The sequence below is a fragment of the Microbacterium sp. NPDC090003 genome (assembly GCF_044748385.1).
Lineage (GTDB): Bacteria > Actinomycetota > Actinomycetes > Actinomycetales > Microbacteriaceae > Microbacterium.
The window spans coordinates 416,012-435,124 of the sequence record NZ_JBIVFW010000002.1 but is presented as its reverse complement, the minus strand read 5'-3'; the positions used below and the strand labels follow the sequence as shown (position 1 = coordinate 435,124).

The 19,113-nt window shown below is 69.6% G+C and carries 19 protein-coding genes; 8 read left to right on the top strand and 11 right to left on the bottom strand.

Annotated elements, in window-relative coordinates; all coding sequences use genetic code 11:
* Window positions 1-95 precede the first annotated feature (95 nt).
* From ACIPVN_RS15000 to ACIPVN_RS14985, 4 genes are read left to right on the top strand one after another with little or no spacing between them, the layout of a single operon-like run.
* The gene (locus tag ACIPVN_RS15000) at window positions 96-1,250 is read left to right on the top strand and encodes a YihY/virulence factor BrkB family protein (protein WP_400444397.1); all 1,155 of its coding nucleotides are present in this window, start codon (window positions 96-98) and stop codon (window positions 1,248-1,250) included.
* A gap of 10 nt (window positions 1,251-1,260) precedes the next feature.
* Window positions 1,261-2,100 (top strand): exodeoxyribonuclease III, encoded by an 840-nt coding sequence (locus tag ACIPVN_RS14995; RefSeq protein ID WP_400444394.1) that lies wholly within the window; start codon window positions 1,261-1,263, stop codon window positions 2,098-2,100.
* A 40-nt stretch (window positions 2,101-2,140) separates the two neighbouring features.
* Window positions 2,141-3,145, top strand: a complete 1,005-nt coding sequence (gene trpS / locus ACIPVN_RS14990; protein ID WP_400444392.1) for a tryptophan--tRNA ligase — start codon at window positions 2,141-2,143, stop codon at window positions 3,143-3,145.
* A 22-nt stretch (window positions 3,146-3,167) separates the two neighbouring features.
* Entirely contained in the window at window positions 3,168-3,797 is a 630-nt protein-coding gene (locus tag ACIPVN_RS14985; RefSeq protein ID WP_400444389.1) for a hypothetical protein, read from the top strand.
* An 83-nt stretch (window positions 3,798-3,880) separates the two neighbouring features.
* On the opposite strand, the gene pth is transcribed toward ACIPVN_RS14985, so the two are convergent.
* Window positions 3,881-4,462 (bottom strand): aminoacyl-tRNA hydrolase, encoded by a 582-nt coding sequence (gene pth / locus ACIPVN_RS14980; RefSeq protein WP_391479099.1) that lies wholly within the window; start codon window positions 4,460-4,462, stop codon window positions 3,881-3,883.
* 102 nt (window positions 4,463-4,564) lie between these two features.
* The gene (locus tag ACIPVN_RS14975; protein ID WP_400444386.1) at window positions 4,565-5,173 is read right to left on the bottom strand and encodes a 50S ribosomal protein L25/general stress protein Ctc; all 609 of its coding nucleotides are present in this window, start codon (window positions 5,171-5,173) and stop codon (window positions 4,565-4,567) included.
* A gap of 231 nt (window positions 5,174-5,404) precedes the next feature.
* Here ACIPVN_RS14975 and ACIPVN_RS14970 point away from each other — a divergent pair, with 231 nt between their 5' ends.
* The gene (locus tag ACIPVN_RS14970; RefSeq protein ID WP_400444383.1) at window positions 5,405-5,530 is read left to right on the top strand and encodes a hypothetical protein; all 126 of its coding nucleotides are present in this window, start codon (window positions 5,405-5,407) and stop codon (window positions 5,528-5,530) included.
* A 4-nt stretch (window positions 5,531-5,534) separates the two neighbouring features.
* On the opposite strand, the gene ACIPVN_RS14965 is transcribed toward ACIPVN_RS14970, so the two are convergent.
* Window positions 5,535-6,029, bottom strand: a complete 495-nt coding sequence (locus tag ACIPVN_RS14965; RefSeq protein WP_400444380.1) for a gluconokinase — start codon at window positions 6,027-6,029, stop codon at window positions 5,535-5,537.
* Between the two features lie 25 nt (window positions 6,030-6,054).
* On the bottom strand, window positions 6,055-7,083 hold the full coding sequence (locus ACIPVN_RS14960; RefSeq protein WP_400444378.1) for a D-2-hydroxyacid dehydrogenase: 1,029 nt from the start codon (window positions 7,081-7,083) through the stop codon (window positions 6,055-6,057).
* Window positions 7,084-7,269: 186 nt separating this feature from the next.
* Between ACIPVN_RS14960 and gndA the strand changes: the two genes are divergently transcribed.
* Window positions 7,270-8,724: an NADP-dependent phosphogluconate dehydrogenase gene (gene gndA, locus ACIPVN_RS14955; RefSeq protein ID WP_400444375.1), complete on the top strand. Its 1,455-nt coding sequence runs from the start codon at window positions 7,270-7,272 to the stop codon at window positions 8,722-8,724.
* A gap of 59 nt (window positions 8,725-8,783) precedes the next feature.
* On the opposite strand, the gene ACIPVN_RS14950 is transcribed toward gndA, so the two are convergent.
* Both ACIPVN_RS14950 and ACIPVN_RS14945 read right to left on the bottom strand, forming a co-directional pair.
* Complete coding sequence (locus ACIPVN_RS14950; RefSeq protein ID WP_400444372.1) at window positions 8,784-9,509, bottom strand: ABC transporter ATP-binding protein; 726 nt, start codon at window positions 9,507-9,509, stop codon at window positions 8,784-8,786.
* A 41-nt stretch (window positions 9,510-9,550) separates the two neighbouring features.
* On the bottom strand, window positions 9,551-11,038 hold the full coding sequence (locus ACIPVN_RS14945) for an ABC transporter permease (protein WP_400444369.1): 1,488 nt from the start codon (window positions 11,036-11,038) through the stop codon (window positions 9,551-9,553).
* Window positions 11,039-11,223: 185 nt separating this feature from the next.
* Between ACIPVN_RS14945 and ACIPVN_RS14940 the strand changes: the two genes are divergently transcribed.
* A complete protein-coding gene (locus ACIPVN_RS14940; RefSeq protein WP_247624850.1) occupies window positions 11,224-11,952 on the top strand; it encodes a response regulator transcription factor in 729 nt (242 codons plus the stop codon).
* A gap of 26 nt (window positions 11,953-11,978) precedes the next feature.
* A complete protein-coding gene (locus ACIPVN_RS14935) occupies window positions 11,979-13,490 on the top strand; it encodes a sensor histidine kinase (protein ID WP_400444366.1) in 1,512 nt (503 codons plus the stop codon).
* Between the two features lie 27 nt (window positions 13,491-13,517).
* On the opposite strand, the gene ACIPVN_RS14930 is transcribed toward ACIPVN_RS14935, so the two are convergent.
* From ACIPVN_RS14930 to glmU, 5 genes are all read right to left on the bottom strand, one after another.
* Window positions 13,518-15,092: a flavodoxin reductase gene (locus tag ACIPVN_RS14930; RefSeq protein ID WP_400444364.1), complete on the bottom strand. Its 1,575-nt coding sequence runs from the start codon at window positions 15,090-15,092 to the stop codon at window positions 13,518-13,520.
* Between the two features lie 15 nt (window positions 15,093-15,107).
* A complete protein-coding gene (locus ACIPVN_RS14925) occupies window positions 15,108-15,989 on the bottom strand; it encodes an FAD:protein FMN transferase (protein WP_400444361.1) in 882 nt (293 codons plus the stop codon).
* A 50-nt stretch (window positions 15,990-16,039) separates the two neighbouring features.
* Entirely contained in the window at window positions 16,040-16,519 is a 480-nt protein-coding gene (locus tag ACIPVN_RS14920; RefSeq protein WP_400444358.1) for an FMN-binding protein, read from the bottom strand.
* 120 nt (window positions 16,520-16,639) lie between these two features.
* Window positions 16,640-17,674 (bottom strand): ribose-phosphate diphosphokinase, encoded by a 1,035-nt coding sequence (locus tag ACIPVN_RS14915; protein ID WP_400444355.1) that lies wholly within the window; start codon window positions 17,672-17,674, stop codon window positions 16,640-16,642.
* Between the two features lie 7 nt (window positions 17,675-17,681).
* The gene (gene glmU / locus ACIPVN_RS14910) at window positions 17,682-19,112 is read right to left on the bottom strand and encodes a bifunctional UDP-N-acetylglucosamine diphosphorylase/glucosamine-1-phosphate N-acetyltransferase GlmU (protein ID WP_400444352.1); all 1,431 of its coding nucleotides are present in this window, start codon (window positions 19,110-19,112) and stop codon (window positions 17,682-17,684) included.
* Window position 19,113 lies beyond the last annotated feature (1 nt).

The following is a 19,113-nucleotide window of genomic DNA, read 5'->3' as shown; positions in this document are numbered from 1 at the left end:
CGCTTCAGGCGCTCGTTCGAGAACAGGCGGTTCCCTCGCGGAGCCGCCTGTTCTCGCGTTTCGGCCTGTTCTCGCAGGTCGATAATGTGGAGGGCATGTCCGCTCCCCGTGCCCTCCGCGCGCGACTCGAAGCGCCCCTCGAGCGGGTGACGGAGCTGAAGGACCGCACGCTCGCCGCCTTCCCCGTGCGGGTCTGGCGCAACTTCGCGTTCAGCAACGGCTTCCTGCTGTCGGCGGGGATGAGCTACTACGTGCTCTTCGCGCTCTTCGCGCTGCTGTACGTGGGCTTCGCGGGAGCGGGTCTCTGGCTCGGGGCGAGCAGTATCGCGATCGAAGCGCTCGTGCGCCTGGTGAACACGTACATCCCCGGCCTGATCGCGCCCGAAGGCGGCCTGTTCTCGGTCGATGACGTGACCGAGATCGCCCAGAACGCCACGGGAGTCCTCGGGGTCACCGGTGCGATCGCCGTCGGCGTGGCGCTGTGGACAGCGGTGAGCTCCGTCACGTTCACCCGCCGCGCGGTGCGCGATCTGTTCGGCCTGCCCTTCGACGCCCGCGCCTACTGGCTGCTCAAGGCCCGCGATTTCTTCGCGGCGGTCGTCTTCGGCGGGGCCATGCTCGTGGGCGCGATACTCATCTCGCTGAGCGTCTGGGCCCTCGAGCAGATCTTCCTGCTCTTCGACTGGAGCACGGGCACCTGGTTCTTCTCGTTCGGCGCGCAGACCGTGTCGGTCGTCGTGGCCTTCGCGCTCGAGGCGACGGCTCTGGCGATGCTCGTGCGCTTCCTCACCGGCACCCAGCTGCACTGGCGATTCATCTGGCCGGGCGCGATGCTCGGCGGGGGCGCGATGGTCGTGCTGCAGCTCGGGGCCGGCCTGCTGCTCTCGCACGCACCCAGCAATCCCCTGCTCGCGTCCTTCACCGTGATCATCGGCCTGCTTCTGTGGTGCCGCTGGCTGGCGATCGTCGTGCTGATGGCGGCTTCGTGGATCGCGGTGGCGGCCGAGGACAAGGATCAGCCGCTCGAGCGGGAAGACGCGGAGACGGCGCGTCGGGCCGAGGTGCAGGCGCTCCTGCTCGCCGCGCGGGTCGAGGTGCGGCGAGCGCAGGAGGCCGCCGACACGGCGCCGTGGTATCGGCGCCCGGCCGCGCGACGCGCGCTCAAGGCCGCGCAGCAGAGACTGGCGGATGCGCGGGCGGATGCCGAGGCGGATGCCGTGACGACCGGTAATGTCCGACCCCGGCCGTAGGCTGGATGACATGCCTCATCTGCGTATCGCCTCGGTCAACGTCAACGGGATCCGGGCGGCCGCCCGCAACGGCATGAGCGGATGGCTCGACACCGCCGACGTCGACATCCTGACCCTCCAGGAGGTGCGCGGTCAGGACGAGCACCTCGAAGCGGCCCTGCCCGGGTGGTCGTTCGTGCACGATGAGGCGACGGCCAAGGGCCGCGCCGGTGTCGCGATCGCCAGCCGAACCCCTGCGCTGGTCTCTCGCACGTCGTTCGGTGCCGAGGACTTCGACTCGAAGGGCCGGTGGGTCGAGGCCGACTTCTTGCTCGGCGACCGTCCGCTCACCGTGGTCAGCGCCTACGTGCACTCCGGCGAGGCGGACACCCCGAAGCAGGACGAGAAGTGGAAGTTCCTCGACGCCTTCGGGCAGCGCCTGAGCGAACTCGGCGCCGACGACGCACTCGCCCTGGTGACCGGTGACCTCAACGTCGGCCACCGCGAGCTCGACATCAAGAACTGGCGCGGCAACCGCAAGAAGGCCGGGTTCCTCCCTCGTGAGCGCGCCTACTTCGACCGGTTCCTCGGCGCAGCGGGCACCGAGGTCACGGGTGTCGACGGCACGGTCGGCACCGGACTCGGCTGGGTCGACGTCGGCCGCCGCTTCCACGGAGAGGTCGAGGGGCCGTACACCTGGTGGTCGATGCGGGGACAGGCATTCGACAACGACTCCGGGTGGCGCATCGACTACCATCTCGCAACGCCGGCGCTCGCCGAGCGCGCGACCGGGTACCACGTCGCCCGCGCCGCCGCGTACGACCAGCGCTGGAGCGACCACGCTCCGGTCGTCGTCGACTACACCTACTGACCGACACGCGGGTCTTCCCGCGCCCCATAGGATTGAACGCGTGACCAAGCCTCGCCTCTACTCCGGAATGCAGCCCTCCGCCGACTCCCTCCAGATCGGCAACTACATCGGGGCGCTCCTCCAGTGGCGTGATCTGCAGAGTTCGTACGACGCGTACTTCTCGGTCGTCGATCTGCATGCCCTCACCGTCGCTCAGGACCCGGCGGTGCTGCGCGAGAAGACGCGCCGCACGGCCGCTCAGTACATCGCTGCCGGCATCGAGCCCTCGCAGTCGACCCTGTACGTGCAATCCCATGTGCGGGCCCACGCCGAACTCGCCTGGATCCTCAGCACGATCACCGGCTTCGGCGAGGCCGGGCGCATGACGCAGTTCAAGGACAAGTCGGCGCGGTACGGACAGGACGCCACGAGCGTCGGGCTGTTCACGTATCCGGTGCTGATGGCCGCCGACATCCTGCTGTACCAGACCGATGTGGTGCCGGTGGGCGACGACCAGAAGCAGCACGTCGAGCTCACCCGCGATCTCGCGGAGCGCTTCAACTCGCGCTTCGGCGAGACGTTCACCGTGCCGATGCCGGTGATCCAGAAGGACACCGCGCGCATCTACGACCTGCAGAACCCGACGTCGAAGATGTCGAAGTCGGCCGAGAGCGACGCCGGCGTTCTGTGGATGCTCGACGACCCGGCCAAGTCCGCGAAGAAGATCATGCGCGCGGTGACCGACAACGAGGGCTCCGTGCGCTTCGACCGCGAGAACAAGCCCGGCGTCTCGAACCTGCTCACGATCTATGCGGCGCTCTCCGGCCGCCAGGTCGCGTCGATCGAGGACGAGTACGCCGGACGCGGATACGGCGACTTCAAGAAGGGCCTCGCGGAGGTCGTCGTGTCGGAGTTCGAGCCGGTGCGCGCCCGCGCACTCGAGCTCCTCGACGACCCGGCCGAGCTCGACCGCATCCTGGCGGACAACGCCGGACGCGCGGATGCCGTGGCCGACGCGACCCTCGCGCAGGTCTACGACCGCGTGGGCCTGCTCCGCCGGGTCTGACCCTCCACCCTAGGATGACCTCGTGACCGATTCCCCGCTGCCCCCTCCCTACGGCTCCGTGCCCCCGGCTCCTCCGGCCGCACCGCCCGTCGCACCTGCGCCGCCCACTCCTGCACCGCCCGCTCCTGCACCGTACGGGGCAGCCGTGCCGCCCGTTCCCCCGGCGCCCGGCTATGCCGCGCCTCCCGGGGCCTATCAGGTGCCGGTCGGCGGATACGCGGCGCCCACCGGGGCGTACACCGTTCCCGATCCGGCATCCCGGCCGTCGAAGCTGACCGGCACGCTGTCGCTGGTCTTTGCTCTCGTCGCGGCGGTCGTCACTCCGATCGTGGCGGCGTTCGCCTCGTACGAGATCGGCCGACGCGTGCCCGAGGCGATCGTTCGGCTCAACAGCGACGACCTCTCGTCGCTCGCCGTCCTCTCCCCCGCCCGGGATCAGGTGCTGTGGGCGGAGATCTCGTTCTGGGCCGGCACGATCCTCGGTATCGCCGCGATCGTGCTGGGCATCATGGCCATCGCACGCAAGAGAGGTCGCGGCCAGGGAATCGGCGCGCTCATCGTCGCGGTCGTGGGCCCCGCGATCTTCTTCCTCATCGCCGGGGTCGCGCTCGGCGCCGGAGCGGCAGCCGGAGGCATCGGCCTCTACAGCTGACGCACGCTGCACCCGGCGCGTCAGCGCACCCGGCGCGTCCGTACTTCAAGCGCGTCAGTGATTGCGTCCGTGTACCCGGCGCGTCAGCGCGGCGCGTGGTGCTTCTGCTGGGCGGCGAGGAGTCCCTCGCCGATGAGGAGCTCGACCGCGTCCGCGGCATCCGAGACGAGGATCGGCAGGTTCGGCTTCTCGTCCTTGCCGAACGGCGAGAGCACCCAGTCCGCCGGATCCTGGCGTCCGACGGGACGCCCGATCCCGACCCGCACACGCGGGAAGTCGGGAGTGGTGATCGCCCGCGCGATGTCGCGCACGCCGTTGTGACCACCATGCCCTCCGCCGGTCTTCAACTTGACGGTGTCGAACGGGATGTCGAGTTCATCGTGCACGACGATGATCTGCTCGGCCGGCACCGAGTAGAAGCGCGCGAGGGCCGCCACGGGCGTGCCCGAGACGTTCATGAAGGTGTTCGGCTTGGCGAGCACGATCTTGTCGCCACCGGGCCGGAGCCAGGTCTCGACGACGCGCGCTCCGCCCTTGTGCTCGCGGAAGCTCTCGTTGCGGCGCGCGGCGAGTTCGTCGACCACCATCTGCCCGATGTTGTGACGGGTCGCTTCGTAGCGCGGACCCGGGTTGCCGAGCCCCACCACCAGCCAGGGGGAAGTCATGTCCTCATCCTCTCGCACGGGCGCGCGACGGCCGCCCGGTCGGGGTACGAAAGAGGGGACGCGATCGGATCGCGCCCCCTCTGTCCGTGATTCAGCCGGAGATCACTCCGCGGCGGTCTCCTCGGCGGCAGCCTCTTCACCCTCGGCGGGCGTCTCGTCCTCTTCGACCTCGAGAGCCGGGATGGAGATGGCGACGACGAGCACCTCGGCGTCGGTCAGCAGCGTCGAGCCCTTCGGGAGCTTCACGTCGGCAGCGGTGATGTGCGCGCCGTCCTCGAGGCCCTCGACCGAGACCTCGACGTTCTGCGGGATGTGCGTGGCCTCGGCCTCGATCGACAGCGTGGTCGCGTCGAGGTTGGCGATCGTTCCGGGAGCCGACTCGCCGGTGACGACGATCGGCACGTCGATGGCGACCTTCTCGCCCTTCTTCACGACCAGGAGGTCGATGTGCTCGATGATCTGGTGCACCGGGTCCTTCTGGACGTCCTTGACCAGGGCGAGCTGCGGCGTGCCCTCGATGTCGAGCTCGAGCAGCGCGTTGGCGCGACGGATGATGAGCGAGACCTGGTGGCCGGGCAGTGCGACGTGCACGGGCTCGGTGCCGTGACCGTAGATGACGGCCGGGATCTTGCCTGCGGCGCGCAGACGGCGGGCGAAGCCCTTGCCGAAGCTGTTGCGCAGCTCGGCCTGGACCTTGGTGTCTTCAGACATGAGGTTCTCCTTCGGGGCACGCAGCGATTGCGCCGCGCGGTGGTCTGTGTGTTGTCGTTTTCTCGACATGGACACGTGAGGAAAGCCACCGGGGACTCGCATCGCCGCGTCGATAACGGACGTTCGCGCACGCGCGACATCGTCCCTCGCCGAGGTACTCGATCAATGGTACCGGATCACCCGATAGGCTGGGGACACCGTTCGCCCTCTCGCAGATCACGGAGACCCCTCATGCTCGACGGAGCCTTCTTCTCGCACGTCATCCTCTGGGTCATCGGCGCGATGACCGTCTGCGCCACGATCGCCAGCTTCGCCGCACTGTTCTCACTCGGCCGCTCCGGCTACCGCAAGGACTGACGCCTCAGGCGGCCCGGTCCCCGATCGCCGCCCGGATCAGCGACACACTGCGTTCGACGTCCGCCGGCTCGACGCGGATGCCGCGCTCGTCCCCGTCGAGGGACTCGAGGGTCGCCAATTGCGAATCCAGCAATGCCGCCGGCATGAAGTGGTCGGTTCGCGCGCGCATCCGCTTCTCCAGCGATGCCCTGTCGACGGTCAGCTCCGCGAAGAACGCATCCGGCGACTCCGCCCTGATCGCGTCGCGATAGGTGCGACGCAACGCCGAGCACGCGATGACGATCCGGTCGTCGGCCGCGAGCGCCCGTCCCACCACGCCGAGCCACGGCATCCGATCGTCGTCATCGAGGGGGATGCCGGCGGCCATCTTGTCGACGTTCGTGATCGGATGCAGGTCGTCGGCATCGACGAACCGCGCCCCGATGCTCTCGGCGAGCGCCAGGCCCACGGTCGACTTTCCGCAGCCGCTCGGCCCCATCACGACGATCCGCACGGTCATCGAACTCCTCCCCCGCCGAACCCGCTCAATAGAACTCGACGGTGTCGACGACCGCACGCAGCGGTCGACCGTCGAGCAGACGGGCGGCGTTGTCGGCGAAGCGGCGGGCGATGCGCTCCTCCTCGTTCGCGTTGATGGCCGCCGTGTGCGGGCTCACGAGCACCCGGGGATGACTCCACAGCGGCGACTGCTCGTCGAGCGGCTCGTGCTCGAACACGTCGAGGCCCGCGAACGCCACGCGCCCGTCGTCGAGCGCGGTCAGGAGCGCGGCCTCGTCGACGACCGTGCCGCGCCCGACGTTCGTGAGGATGAGTCCCGGCTTCACGGCGGCGAGGACATCGGCGCCGATCAGGTGGTGGGTCTGCTCGGTGCCCGGGAGGGTCACGACCATCGCGTCGACGTGGGCCACGGCATCCGTCAGCTCGGACAGCGGGATGAGGCGGTCGACGCCTTCCACCGGCTCTCCCGAACGGGTCGTGCCCCACACCGTCGCGCCGAGCGCGTGGAAGCGGCGTGCGCACTCCGAGCCGATGCCGCCGAGGCCCACGACCAGCACGGTCATCTCGTCGAGCTGCCGCATCTGCCAACGATTTGGCCACGTGCGGGTGCGCTGGTCGGCGAGAAGACGCGGAAGCCCCTTCGCCCCGGCGAGCACCGCGAAGACCGAGAACTCGGCCAGCGTGCCGCCGTGCACGCCCGCGCTCGTGGTGAAGACGACGCGATCGAGTTCGGCGCGGTCGAGACCCGCGGCCTTGACCGAGGCCCCTCCGCCCGCCGCCGTCGTCATCACCCAGCGCAGGGCGGGATTGGCGCGCACGGTGCGGGCGAGGGCCGCGGCATCCACATCGGGGATGCCGAAGAGCACGTCGGCGGAGTCGACCATCGCGTCGAACGCCGCTTGCTGCTCGGCGGTGCGGACGTGGTCGGGATCCCCCGACCAGTCGGCGGGCCAGCGAGCGGGATGCACGAGCGAGTGGTCGCGCACGAGCTCCAGCCGGGGCTCGAGTTCTTCGATCAGTCGGCACTGCTCCTCGGGCAACGGCACCGTTACCACCGCTCGCAGTCTGGTTCCGCTGTGCACCACGCTGATTCCTCCTCGAAGACGCCGTCTGCATCCAGCGTAGAGGCCCGCAGACGGGCCCCCTGCCGGTCGCTGACGCAAACCGAGACACACGCGCACGGGTCCCCGGTGACAGCGATACGCTGAGAACCACCCTTCTTCACGATCGAGGAGCCTTCTGTGCCCGAAGCATCAGCCAACATCGGAGTCGTCGGACTCGCCGTCATGGGGTCGAACCTCGCCCGCAACCTCGCCAGCCGCGAGGGCAACACGGTGGCGATCTTCAACCGCAGCTACGAGAAGACCCAGAGCCTTCTCGACGCGCACCCCGAGGCCGGTTTCATCCCGGCGCAGTCCTACCGGGAGTTCGCCGACTCGCTGCAGAAGCCGCGCACGGCGATCATCATGGTCAAGGCCGGCGGCCCGACGGATGCCGTGATCGACTCTCTGGTCGAGGTCTTCGAGCCGGGCGACATCATCGTCGACGGCGGCAACGCGTACTTCCCCGACACGATCCGTCGTGAGAAGGCTGTGCGCGAGACCGGTATCAACTTCGTCGGCGCCGGTATCTCCGGTGGCGAGGAGGGCGCCCTCACGGGCCCCTCGATCATGCCCGGCGGCTCGGACGAGTCGTGGGTCACCCTCGGCCCGATCCTGAAGTCCATCGCGGCGATCGCCGAGGGCGAGCCCTGCGTGACGCACGTCGGCCACGACGGCGCCGGTCACTTCGTGAAGATGGTGCACAACGGCATCGAGTACGCCGACATGCAGCTGATCGCCGAGGCCTACGACCTCATCCGTCGCGGCACGGGCAAGAGCCCCTCCGAGATCGCCGACATCTTCGCCGAGTGGAACAAGGGCGAGCTCGAGTCGTACCTGATCGAGATCACCGCCGAGGTGCTCCGTCAGGTCGACGCCGAGACCGGCAAGCCGCTCGTCGATGTCATCCTCGACCAGGCCGGCGCGAAGGGCACCGGGGCATGGACCGTGCAGACGGCCCTCTCGCTCGGCGTTCCCGTCTCCGGCATCGCCGAGGCGACCTTCGCCCGTTCGCTCTCGTCGCACCCCGAGCAGCGCGCGGTCGCCGGCACCCTCCCGGGCCCCGACGAGGAGTTCACGGTCTCGTCCGAGAACACCGAGCAGTTCATCGAGGACGTGCGCCTCGCGCTCTACGCGTCGAAGATCGTCGCGTACTCGCAGGGCTTCGACGAGATCCGCGCCGGCGCTGCCGAGTACGACTGGAACATCGACCTCGGGGCGATCTCGAAGATCTGGCGCGGCGGCTGCATCATCCGCGCTCAGTTCCTGAACCGCATCGCCGACGCCTACGCCGAGACCCCCGAGCTACCGGTTCTCATGACCGCACCGTACTTCGCCGAGGCGCTCACCCGCGGCCAGTCCGCGTGGCGCCGTGTCGTCGTGACCGCCGCGCAGGCCGGTATCCCGGCTCCGGCGTTCTCGTCGTCGCTGTCGTACTACGACGGCATCCGCGCCGACCGCCTGCCCGCCGCCCTCGTACAGGGTCAGCGCGACTTCTTCGGCGCCCACACGTACAAGCGCATCGACAAGGAAGGCACCTTCCACACGCAGTGGTCGGGCGACCGCACCGAGATCGAGGCAGAGGACACCCACTGATCTCGCGCTGACGCACACGAAGGGCCCCGGCATCACGCCGGGGCCCTTCGTGCGTCCGCCTATTTCGTGATGTCCTGCACGGTCCCCTTCGAGAGCCGCAACCGGCGGGTGGCACGGCGGGCGACGGCCGAGTCGTGCGTCACGACGACCATCGTGATGCCCCCGGCGCAGAGTCCCTCGAGAAGGGCGAGGATCTCGTCGCGCATGCTCTCGTCGAGGTTGCCCGTCGGCTCGTCGGCCAGCAGCACGCGCGGGCGCTTGACGATCGCCCGCGCGATCGCGACCCGCTGCTGCTGACCTCCCGAGAGTTCGGTGGGCAGGTGATCGCCGCGGTCGGCGAGACCCACGTGCGCGAGCGCCTCGCTCACGCGGCGGCGCCGCTCAGCCCGGTCGAGCGATGTCGGCTCGAGCGCCATGTCGACGTTCTCGGCGGCCGTGAGCGTGGGGATGAGGTTGAACCCCTGGAAGACGAACCCGATCTCCTCGGCGCGGATGCGACCGAGCTCCTTCGGCGAGGCCGAGGCGAGTTCGGTCCCTGCGAGGGTCAAGGAGCCGGACGACGGGCGGTCGAGCGCTCCGAGCAGCTGGAGCAGGGTGGACTTCCCTCCGCCGGTCGGTCCCTGGATCGTGACGAACTCGCCGGTACCGATCTCGAGATCGACGCCCGTGAGCGCTTTCACCGTCCGGCCCTTCTGGGCGTAGGTGCGTGTGACGCCGGAGGCGCGGTACAGCGGCGCCGCGGCATCCGTTTCCGAAACGGTGGCGGTGGTATCGGTGATGGTCATGTTCTTCTCCTGGTCTGTCATGGTTGTCGTGAACGGCGCGATCACGCGACCGACCGCAGGGCCTCGGCCGGACTGAGACGGGCGGCGCGCCAGCCGCCGAAGGCTCCGGCGACGAGGCCGCCGAGCACCGCGAGACCGACCGCGGCGACGAGCACCCACGGGGTGAACGGGGCGTGCAGCACGATGTCGGCGGTCTGGGCCGTCTGGAACATCCCTCCACCGCCGGTCGGGCCTCCGCCCATACCGCCGGGGCCGCCCTGTGCGCCCTCGGTGGCCGCGGAACCGGCGGCGACGGTCGGTCGGATGATGTTGATCACCACGATCCCGGCGATGCCGATCACGAGACCGGCCGCTCCGCCGATGAGTCCCTGCACCATGGACTCCCCGGCCACCTGGCGCACGACGCGCCCGTTCGACCATCCGATCGCCTTCAGGGTGCCGAATTCACGGGTGCGACGTCCGACGCCCGAGAGGGTCAGCAGGACCGACAGCAGCACGGCGACCGCGAGCACGATGATCGAGAGCCAGGTGCCGAGGTTGGTGATGAGCGACGTCGCACTCGACAGCGACCCCGAGACGCTCGACGCGAGCTCGGCCTGCGAGGTGACGGTCGCATCGGGCAGCTCATCGGTCAGCGCCGCCTGCACGGCGTCGATCGACGACGCGGAGTCGGCCTGCACGTAGACCGTGGAGATCACGTCGCCGGCGCCCGAGAGATCCTGCGCCGTGTCGAGGGGCAGGTAGACGTTCGCGGCGGTGTCGGCGGCATCCGAGGTGGAGGTGAGGATGCCGACCACCTCGACGTCGGAGCCCGCGACGTCGATCGTTTCGCCGACCGCGATGTCGTTCGTGGTCGCGTACGTGCTGTCGACGAGGGCGACGAGCTCTCCGCTGTCATCGGCGTCGAGCGCGCGTCCGTCGCTGACCTCGACCGAGGCGAGCGGGCCGATCGCCGTCGCCGCCGGGTCGATGCCGAGCACCGTGAAGGAGTCGACGCCGAACGCTCCACCGCCCGCGCCGTCGGACCCGCCCTGCGGAGGAGCCTGGCCCTCGGCGGGCATCTGCCCCTGATCGCCCTGCGTCGCGCTGTCCTGCGGCCCGAACCCGCCACTGGGGAGTTCGCCGGAGAACGTGGAGTTGGTGAGGCTCAGCGCGCCCGTCGCGGCCGAGACGCCCTCGGTCGAGGTGACCGTATCGAGCACCGAGGCCTCGAGCGTGCCGCGCAGGAAGTCGGTGCTCAGCGTGGACTGGGCGAGCGTGGTCGTGTCGCCGTCGGTCTCGCCGGAGTCGGCATCGAACTCGAAGCGCGGGCCTCCGCCCTCCCCCGGTTCCGCCGCAGCTCCCGTGACGGTCAGATCGGTGCCGACGCCGTATACGGACTCGAGCGCCTGCGCCTGCGCGTCGCGCACGCCGGCGGTGAGGGCGTTGACGATGATCACGAGTCCGATCGCGATCGCGAGTCCGATCGCGACGATGGTCGTCTGCTTCTTGCGGCCCGCGAGTTCGCGGCGCAGATATGTTCCGTACATCTCTCTCCTTCTGCCGCGGAGGTCGCGGTGCCGAAGACGACGCTAGGAACGCGGTCTATGCGGATTCGAGGGCGAGACGATGAAGACGCTATGGACGACGGCATCCGATGTCGGTCGGCGATCTTCACAGGTTGCGCATAGCCGTCTCCATAGAAAACCCATAGGTGGTTCCGCAGAATGGGTGCATGACCAGTGATCTCCCCGACCTGCGCCGCCCCGACGGCACCCCGCTGCGCATCCTCGCGGTGGACGACGAGCAGATGCTCACCGACCTGCTCGCGATGGCCCTGCGCATGGAGGGCTGGGAGGTGCGCACCGCGTCGTCCGGCATGGAGGCGCTCCAGGTCGCGCGCGAGTTCGAGCCGGACGCCCTCGTGCTCGACATCATGATGCCCGACCTCGACGGGATGGCCGTGCTGCGCCGTCTGCGCGAATCCGGCAGCCTGGTGCCGGTACTCTTCCTCACCGCGAAGGATGCCGTGGGCGATCGTGTGGCGGGCCTCACCGCCGGCGGCGACGACTACGTGACGAAGCCCTTCAGCCTCGAAGAGGTGATCGCCCGTCTGCGCGCGATCATCCGCCGCACCGGTCACGCGATGGCCGACGACGGGCAGTCGATCCTGCGCGTCGCCGACCTCACCCTCAACGAGGACAGCCACGAGGTCGTGCGCGACGGGACCGAGATCGAGCTCACCGCGACCGAGTTCGAGCTGCTGCGCTACCTCATGCGCAACGAGCGACGCGTGCTCTCGAAGGCGCAGATCCTCGACCGCGTGTGGAGCTACGACTTCGGCGGAAAGTCGTCGGTGGTCGAGCTCTACATCTCGTACCTGCGCAAGAAGATCGACGCCGGACGCACTCCCCTGCTGCACACCGTGCGTGGCGTCGGCTACATGATCAAGGCCCCCCAGTGAGTCGGACGAGGATGACGCATCGGCCGATGAGCCTGCAGACGCGGCTGATGACCGCCGTCATCGGGTTCGTCTCGCTCATCCTCGTGATCGTCGCCGTGATCACCAGCGCGACGCTGGGTAGCACGCTCGAACGACAGCTCGACGAGCGGATCTACGGCTACGCGGATTCGGTGTCGCGGATCATCAAGCAGGTCTCGCCCGACCTCGTCACCGCCCAGAACATCATCGGACGCGGCGGCGGCGAACCGGGGCTCCTGGTGGCCATCCAGAACCCGGCGACCGGGATCGACGGTGTCGTGGTGCCGAGCTCGACCGACGATTTCGACGGCGGAACGGACGCTCTCACGTCGGCGCAGCTCGTGCAGATCGCCGGAGCCCTCAACGGCGAGCACGTCGCGAATGTCACGATCGAGGGCCTCGGATCGTACCGGGTGACGGCGTCGACGGGACCCTCCGGGGTCGTCGTCGTGACGGGTCTCCCCCGCGAAGCCATCCAGAATCAGCTCACCGCGCTGCTCACGGTGATCGCCCTCGCCACCATCGGCGGCCTCATCCTGCTCGCCCTCACCACGGCGATCACGATCCGGGTGGGTCTGCGCCCCCTCCGAGCCGTCGCCGCGACCGCGACCCGCGTGGCCAACCAGCCCCTCGATCGCGGGGAGGTGTCGATCACCGAACGGATCCCCGCGTCTCAAGCCGACCCGCGCACCGAGGCGGGGCTCGTCGGCGCATCGCTGAACAAGCTGCTCGACCACGTCGACACCTCGCTCGCCGCTCGCCAGAAGAACGAGGAGCGGATGCGGCGCTTCGTCGCCGACGCCAGCCACGAGCTGCGCACGCCCCTCGCCTCGATCCGTGGCTACTCGGAGCTCTCGCTGCGCGCGCTCGGGCAGGCCCACGGGCCCGAGGCGATCGAAGGAACGACCACATCGCTGGAGCGCATCCAGGCCCAGTCCCTGCGTATGACGCGTCTGGTCGAGGATCTGCTGCTGCTGGCACGCCTCGACGAGGGCCGCGAGCTGGTCTACGGCAGCGTGGATCTCACGCAGCTCGCGCTCGAGAGCCTGGCCGACGCCCGGCCGACCGCGGTCGATCATCACTGGAACATCGAAGCGCCCGACGAGCCCGTCGTCATCGTCGGCGACAGCGGACGCATGCACCAGGTCGTCGCGAATCTGCTCGCGAACGCACGGACGCACACCCCCGCCGGCACGACGATCACGCTGTCCGTCGCGCAGGAGGACGACGAGGCCGTGCTGCGCGTGCACGACGACGGCCCCGGCATCGATCCCGCCGTACGCGACGAGCTCTTCGCCCGATTCGCTCGGGGCGACAGCTCGCGTGCCCGCCAGACCGGCGGCACCGGTCTGGGACTCGCGATCGCCAAGGCCATCGTCGAGGGGCACGGCGGCTTCATCTCCGTCGCCAGCGAGCCGGGAGACACGACGTTCACGGTGCGCCTGCCCCGGAACCCCGCGACTGCGGGGGTCGACGCGGCGTCGGAGGCGGACGATCCGTCGGCGGCGAGCGAGGCATAGAGCAGTCGGCCGCGCCGACGCGGGCGGTCAGTACCCGGCGAAGGCGTCGGTCGTCAGGGCGCGGGCACGCTGCAGGGCGGGCGCGAGATCGGCGATCAGGCGGGGCGGGCCCGAGATGAACGCATGACGATCGGCGATGTCGGGCACGAAGCGGCCGAGGCCGTCGGCGTCGAGGCGGATGCCGTGCGCCCAGGTCCAGTGCGGCGGGAGGTCGTGCGGCTCGTCGCGGGTGAAGACGACGACACGGGCGCCGGTCGCGGCGAGTTCATCGCGGAAGGCGAGTTCGGAGGAGTCCGCCGCGACGTAGACGAGCACCACGTCGCGCGAGACGCCCTGCGCGTGCAGCTGCCGGAGCTGCGAGACGAACGGCGTGACGCCGATGCCGGCCGCCACCATCAGCACGGGGGTCTCGCCACGCGGGAGCAGGAAATCGCCCCAGGTCCCGGTGACGGCGAGCGTCGTTCCGGGTTCGGCGGCGGCGAGGGCGCGCTTGTACGACGACGGATGCTGCCGATCGCCGTTCTTGTATGCGATGCGCAGTGTCGGGAGGTCGGCCGGAGCGGAGACGATGCTGAACTCGCGGCGGGTCCCCCGGGCGTCCGGGCGGTGATGCGGCACATCGAGTTCGAGGTACTGACCGGGCAGGAACGACACCTTGCCCTTCGCGCGGAATGTCAGCTCCTGTGCGGTCGGCGTGACGAGCCGGCGCTTCTCGAGCACCAGGCGCACCGAGCCGCGCACCGCGAACGCGAAGGCCACGAGGTTGCCGATGAGGAGCGCGCGTTCCTGACCGAGCGTGAAGAGGCCGGCGATCGAGATCGGCCAGCCGGCCAGCACGCCCACGACCGCTGCGACCGAGAACTGCTGCCAACGCCGCGGCGGCAGTGTCAACGGCTCGGAGAGCATGAATGCCCCGAGGAAGAGGAACGGCGACTGCAGCAGCGCGAACGAGAGGGCGGTGCCGAGATCCACCTCGAAACCCGCCTGCTGCGCCTGCACGAACTGGCGCAGAACCGAGGTCGCGAGAGCGATCACGAGGAACAGCAGAACGATGCGCACCTTCTCGGTGCGCCACAGCACGGCGAGACCGAGCAGTACGACCGGGATCGTGAGCGACGGGGTGCCGACCCACCACGATGCCGAGGTGCCGAGCCACGAGAACGCTCCGAACGAGCCGATGATCGAGACGACGGCGGCGCCGAAGGCCGCAGGGTTGAGGATGTGGCGACCGCGCCAGGCGATGAGGTACTTCGACAGGCTCGCCACGCCGCCCGCGATCGCGAGACCGAGGATCGCCTGCACCTCCACCCCCGGGCGGAGGACGAAGAGCAGGATCAGTGCGGTCACGAGCGACGACTCGATGCGCCACGGCAGGCGGAGCAGCCGCTGCACCAGCGCGTCCACGCCCGAGATCACGACGGCGAGCACCAGGAACGACACCAGGATCTCGATCGGAGTGGGCGAGACGATGACTCCGAGCGCCGACAGGCCGAGCGCGATGACGGCGAGGGCGATGAGCGCGAACAGCACCAGTCGATACATCGACAGCGCCCCGAGCAGGGCCAGGACGCGCTGCCGGGCGGCGGTGAAGGAACGGTTCATGGGCTCGACTCTTCCCTATCGGGGCGAACGGGTGGGGGTGAAGATCTCGACGGGGCACTCGGGCGAGCGCTGCGCTCGGCCGTCGGTGCTCATGCGCACCCACTCGACGCCCCAGCGGGCGGCGAGTTCGGGGCCGCCGTCGAAGAAGAGCGCGGTGGCGACGGCATCCGCGGTCATGGCATCGCGCGCGATCGCCCAGGTCGCCGCCCAGGTGCGCACGGGCAGCCCCGTGCGGGCGTCGAGCACGTGGTGGAGACCCTCGCCCCAGGCACGGCGGTTGATCGCCGAGGCGCACAGCGCCCGGTCGTGGATCGTGGCGACGCCGATCGCTCGCGCAGGATCGAACGGATGCTCCAGGCCGATGCGCACCCCGGCGCCGTCCGCACCGCCGCCGCGCACCGCGAGGTCGCCTCCGGCGTCGACGATCAGGTCGCCCGGGACATCCCTCAACGCATCGCACACGAGGTCGACGAGCCGCCCTTTGCCGAGCGCGCCGACGTCGATCAGTGCCGGGCGCGCGACGGCAACCGTGCCCGCCGTCCAGCGCAGCCGCTCGGTCCAGTCGGTCGGGGCGATCACCGGGTCTCCTGCGGCGAGCGAGTAGTCGGCGTCGTAGCCCAGCGCTTCGAGGCTCTCCCCCACGAGCGGATTGACCGCCCCTGCGGTCGCGTCCGACAGCTCACAGTACGCGTCGAGCATCGCCCCCGCGTCGCTGGAGGCGAGCATGCCGCCCTCGCGCGCGAGACGCGTGACATCGGAGTCGGGGCGGAACCGCGACCACTCCCGGTCGAAGCGCTCGATCACGGCATCGACGGCGGCGCGGGAGTCGGCCGACAGCACACCTTCCGACTCGACCTCCCAGCGTGTGCCGATCGCCTCGAACTGCCAGATCACCATCGCCCGATCACCACGGCCAGGTCACCATCGCCCGATCACCTCGTCGGGGCTCAGGCTGCGGCCTGCTCCTTGATGTCGTCGACGGCCGCGTTGAATCCGCCGCTGGTCAGCGAGGACCCGGCGACGCGGCTCACGTTCAGGTCGTCGAGCGCCTTGCCCTCGACCTCTTCCGAGATGCCGTCGATGAACGCACCCTGGTACTGCTCGGTCTCGCGCGCCTGCGGGTCGCCGGTCACCTCGACGTCGGTGACGACGCCGTCGGCGAGGGTGAGGGTCACCGAGATCGTCTCGACCGATTCGGGGGTCCGGTACGAGCCCTCCGCCGTGTAGGTGCCGTCGGCATAGGTCGACGAGGCGTCGGCACCGGACGAAGACCCCGAGCCGGTCGTGCTGTCGGTCCCGGACGTGCTGTCGCTCGTCCCGCCGGCATCGGTGGGCGTGGTCGCGCATCCGGCCAGGACGAGGAGTCCGGCGATGCCCGCGAGAGCGGAGCCCGTGCGAACGGAAGTCGGTACGGTCGTGCGGATCATGGTGGTCCTCCCGGCTCGGTGTCGTCGACGACCGCGAATGCGGTGTCGATGATTCGAGAGTAGGAAGGGTGGCTATGTGCCTGCTGTGCCGTGTCGAGGCGTTGACGATGAACGTCGAGCCTACGCGTCGCCGCCGAACATGCTCGTGACCGAACCGTCCTCGAAGACCTCGTGGATCGCGCGGGCGAGCAGCGGCGCGATCGGGAGGATCGTGAGCTTGTCCCAGCGGCGCGACTCGGTGAGCGGGATCGTGTCGGTGATGACGACCTCGTCGATCGAGGAGTCCTGCAGACGATCGGATGCCGGGTCGCTGAAGATCGCGTGCGTCGCCGCCACGATGACGCGGTGCGCGCCCGCCGCCTTGAGCGCCTGCGCGGCCTTGACGATCGTGCCGCCCGTGTCGATCATGTCGTCGACGAGCAGGCAGGTGCGACCCTCGACCGTACCGACGATCTCGTGCACGGAGACCTGGTTCGCGACCTTCGGATCGCGGCGCTTGTGGATGATCGCGAGCGGGGCGCCGAGGCTGTCGGACCACGTGTCGGCGACGCGCACGCGCCCCATGTCGGGCGAGACGACCGTGAGGATCTCGCGATCCGCGGGCGAGAGCGTGCGCTCGAAGTAGTCGAGCAGAACGGGCTTGGCGAAGAGGTGGTCGACGGGACCGTCGAAGAAGCCCTGGATCTGGGCGGCGTGCAGGTCGACGCTCATCACTCGGTCGGCGCCGGCGGTCTTGAGCAGGTCGGCGACGAGTCGGGCGCTGATCGGCTCGCGACCGCGGCCCTTCTTGTCCTGACGCGAGTACGGATAGTACGGAGCGACGACGGTGATGCGCTTGGCCGAGGCGCGCTTGGCGGCGTCGATCATGATGAGCGTCTCCATGAGCCACTCGTTGACCGGCTCGCCGAAGGTCTGCACGAGGAAGAGATCGACGCCGCGGATCGAGACCTCGTAGCGTGCGTAGATCTCGCCCGAGGCGAAGGTGCGATGCTCGATCGGAGCGATCTCGGTGCCGAGAGCCTCGGCGACGGCCGCCGTGAGCTCGGGGTGCGAGCGGCCGCCCGCGACGACGAGCCGCTTCTTGGTCTTCGCGATGATGCCGGGGGCTACCCCGTTGTCGCGATCCAGATCGACCGTCTTCTTCTTCCGGGCCATGGCCTGCCTATTCCGCCGCTCGCTCTCGGGCCACGGCATCCGCCGCGCCCGTCCCTGCTCTGTTCTTCTCGACCCAGCCCTCGATGTTGCGCTGGGGTGCGACGGTCATGGCCAGTGCACCGGCCGGAACATCCTTGCGGACGACCGCGCCGGCGCCGGTCTTCGCGCCTGCTCCCAGCCTAACGGGCGCGACGAGCACCGTGTGCGACCCGGTGTGCACCTCGTCGCCGATCTCCGTTCGGTGCTTGTTCACGTCGTCGTAGTTCGCCGTGATCGTGCTCGCGCCGAGGTTCACGCCGCGGCCGATCGTGGCGTCTCCCACGTACGACAGGTGCGGCACCTTGCTGCCCTCGCCGATCTCGGCGTTCTTGGTCTCGACGTAGGCGCCGATCTTGCCCTTCGCGCCCAGGATCGTGCCGGGGCGCAAGAACGAGAAGGGCCCGACGGTCGCCTCCGCACCGATCACCGCGAGGGTGGCATCGGTGCGGCGCACGATCGCGGCCTCGCCGACCTCGCAGTCCACGAGGGTCGTGTCCGGACCGATGATCGCCCCCTCCGCGATCGTCGTGGCGCGCAGGATGTGCGTGTTCGGGAGGATGGTGACGTCGGGTGCGAGCTGTGCGTCGTCGTCGATCCAGGTGGTGGCCGGGTCGACGACCGTGACGCCCTCGCGCTGCCAGCGGCGGACGATGCGGTCGTTGAGCACGCGTCCCGCCTCGGCGAGCTGAATGCGGTCGTTGATGCCGAACGTGGATGCGGTGTCGGCCGCGATCTCCGCCGCAACACGGTGTTGCGCACCTCGCAGCAGCTCGATCACGGTGGTCAGGTACATCTCGCCCTGTGCGTTGTCCTGGCCGACCTGTGCGAGGAATCTGCGCAGTTCGGTGGCGCGGAAGACGTAGACGCCGGCGTTGATCTCGGTGACGGCGGCCTCATCGGCGGTGGCGTCCTTCTGCTCGACGATGCGCTGAACGGTGCCGTCCGCGTCGCGGATGACACGGCCGTATCCGGTCGGGTCGTCGAGGCGCGCGCTCAGCAGCGTCGCGGCGGCGGCGGCCGCTCGGTGGCCCTCGATGAGGGCGCTGAGCGTGTCGGCTTCCAGGAGGGGAACATCCCCCGAGAGCACGAGCACGTCACCGTCGAAATCACCGGGGAGCGCGTCGATGGCGACCTGTACCGCGCGTCCGGTGCCGGGCACGTCGTCCTGATCGATGAACACGGCGTCCGGGTAGTCCTTCGCGAGAGCTGCGACGACCTGGTCGCGCTCGTGCCGCACGACGACCTCGACGTGCGCGGCGCTGAGCCGGGCGGCGGTCGTGAGCACGTGGCCGACGAGCGGACGACCGCCGATCGGGTGCAGCACCTTCGGCAGCCGGGACTTCATGCGCGTGCCCTGCCCTGCGGCGAGGACCACGATCGCGAGGTTGTTCTCCGTCATG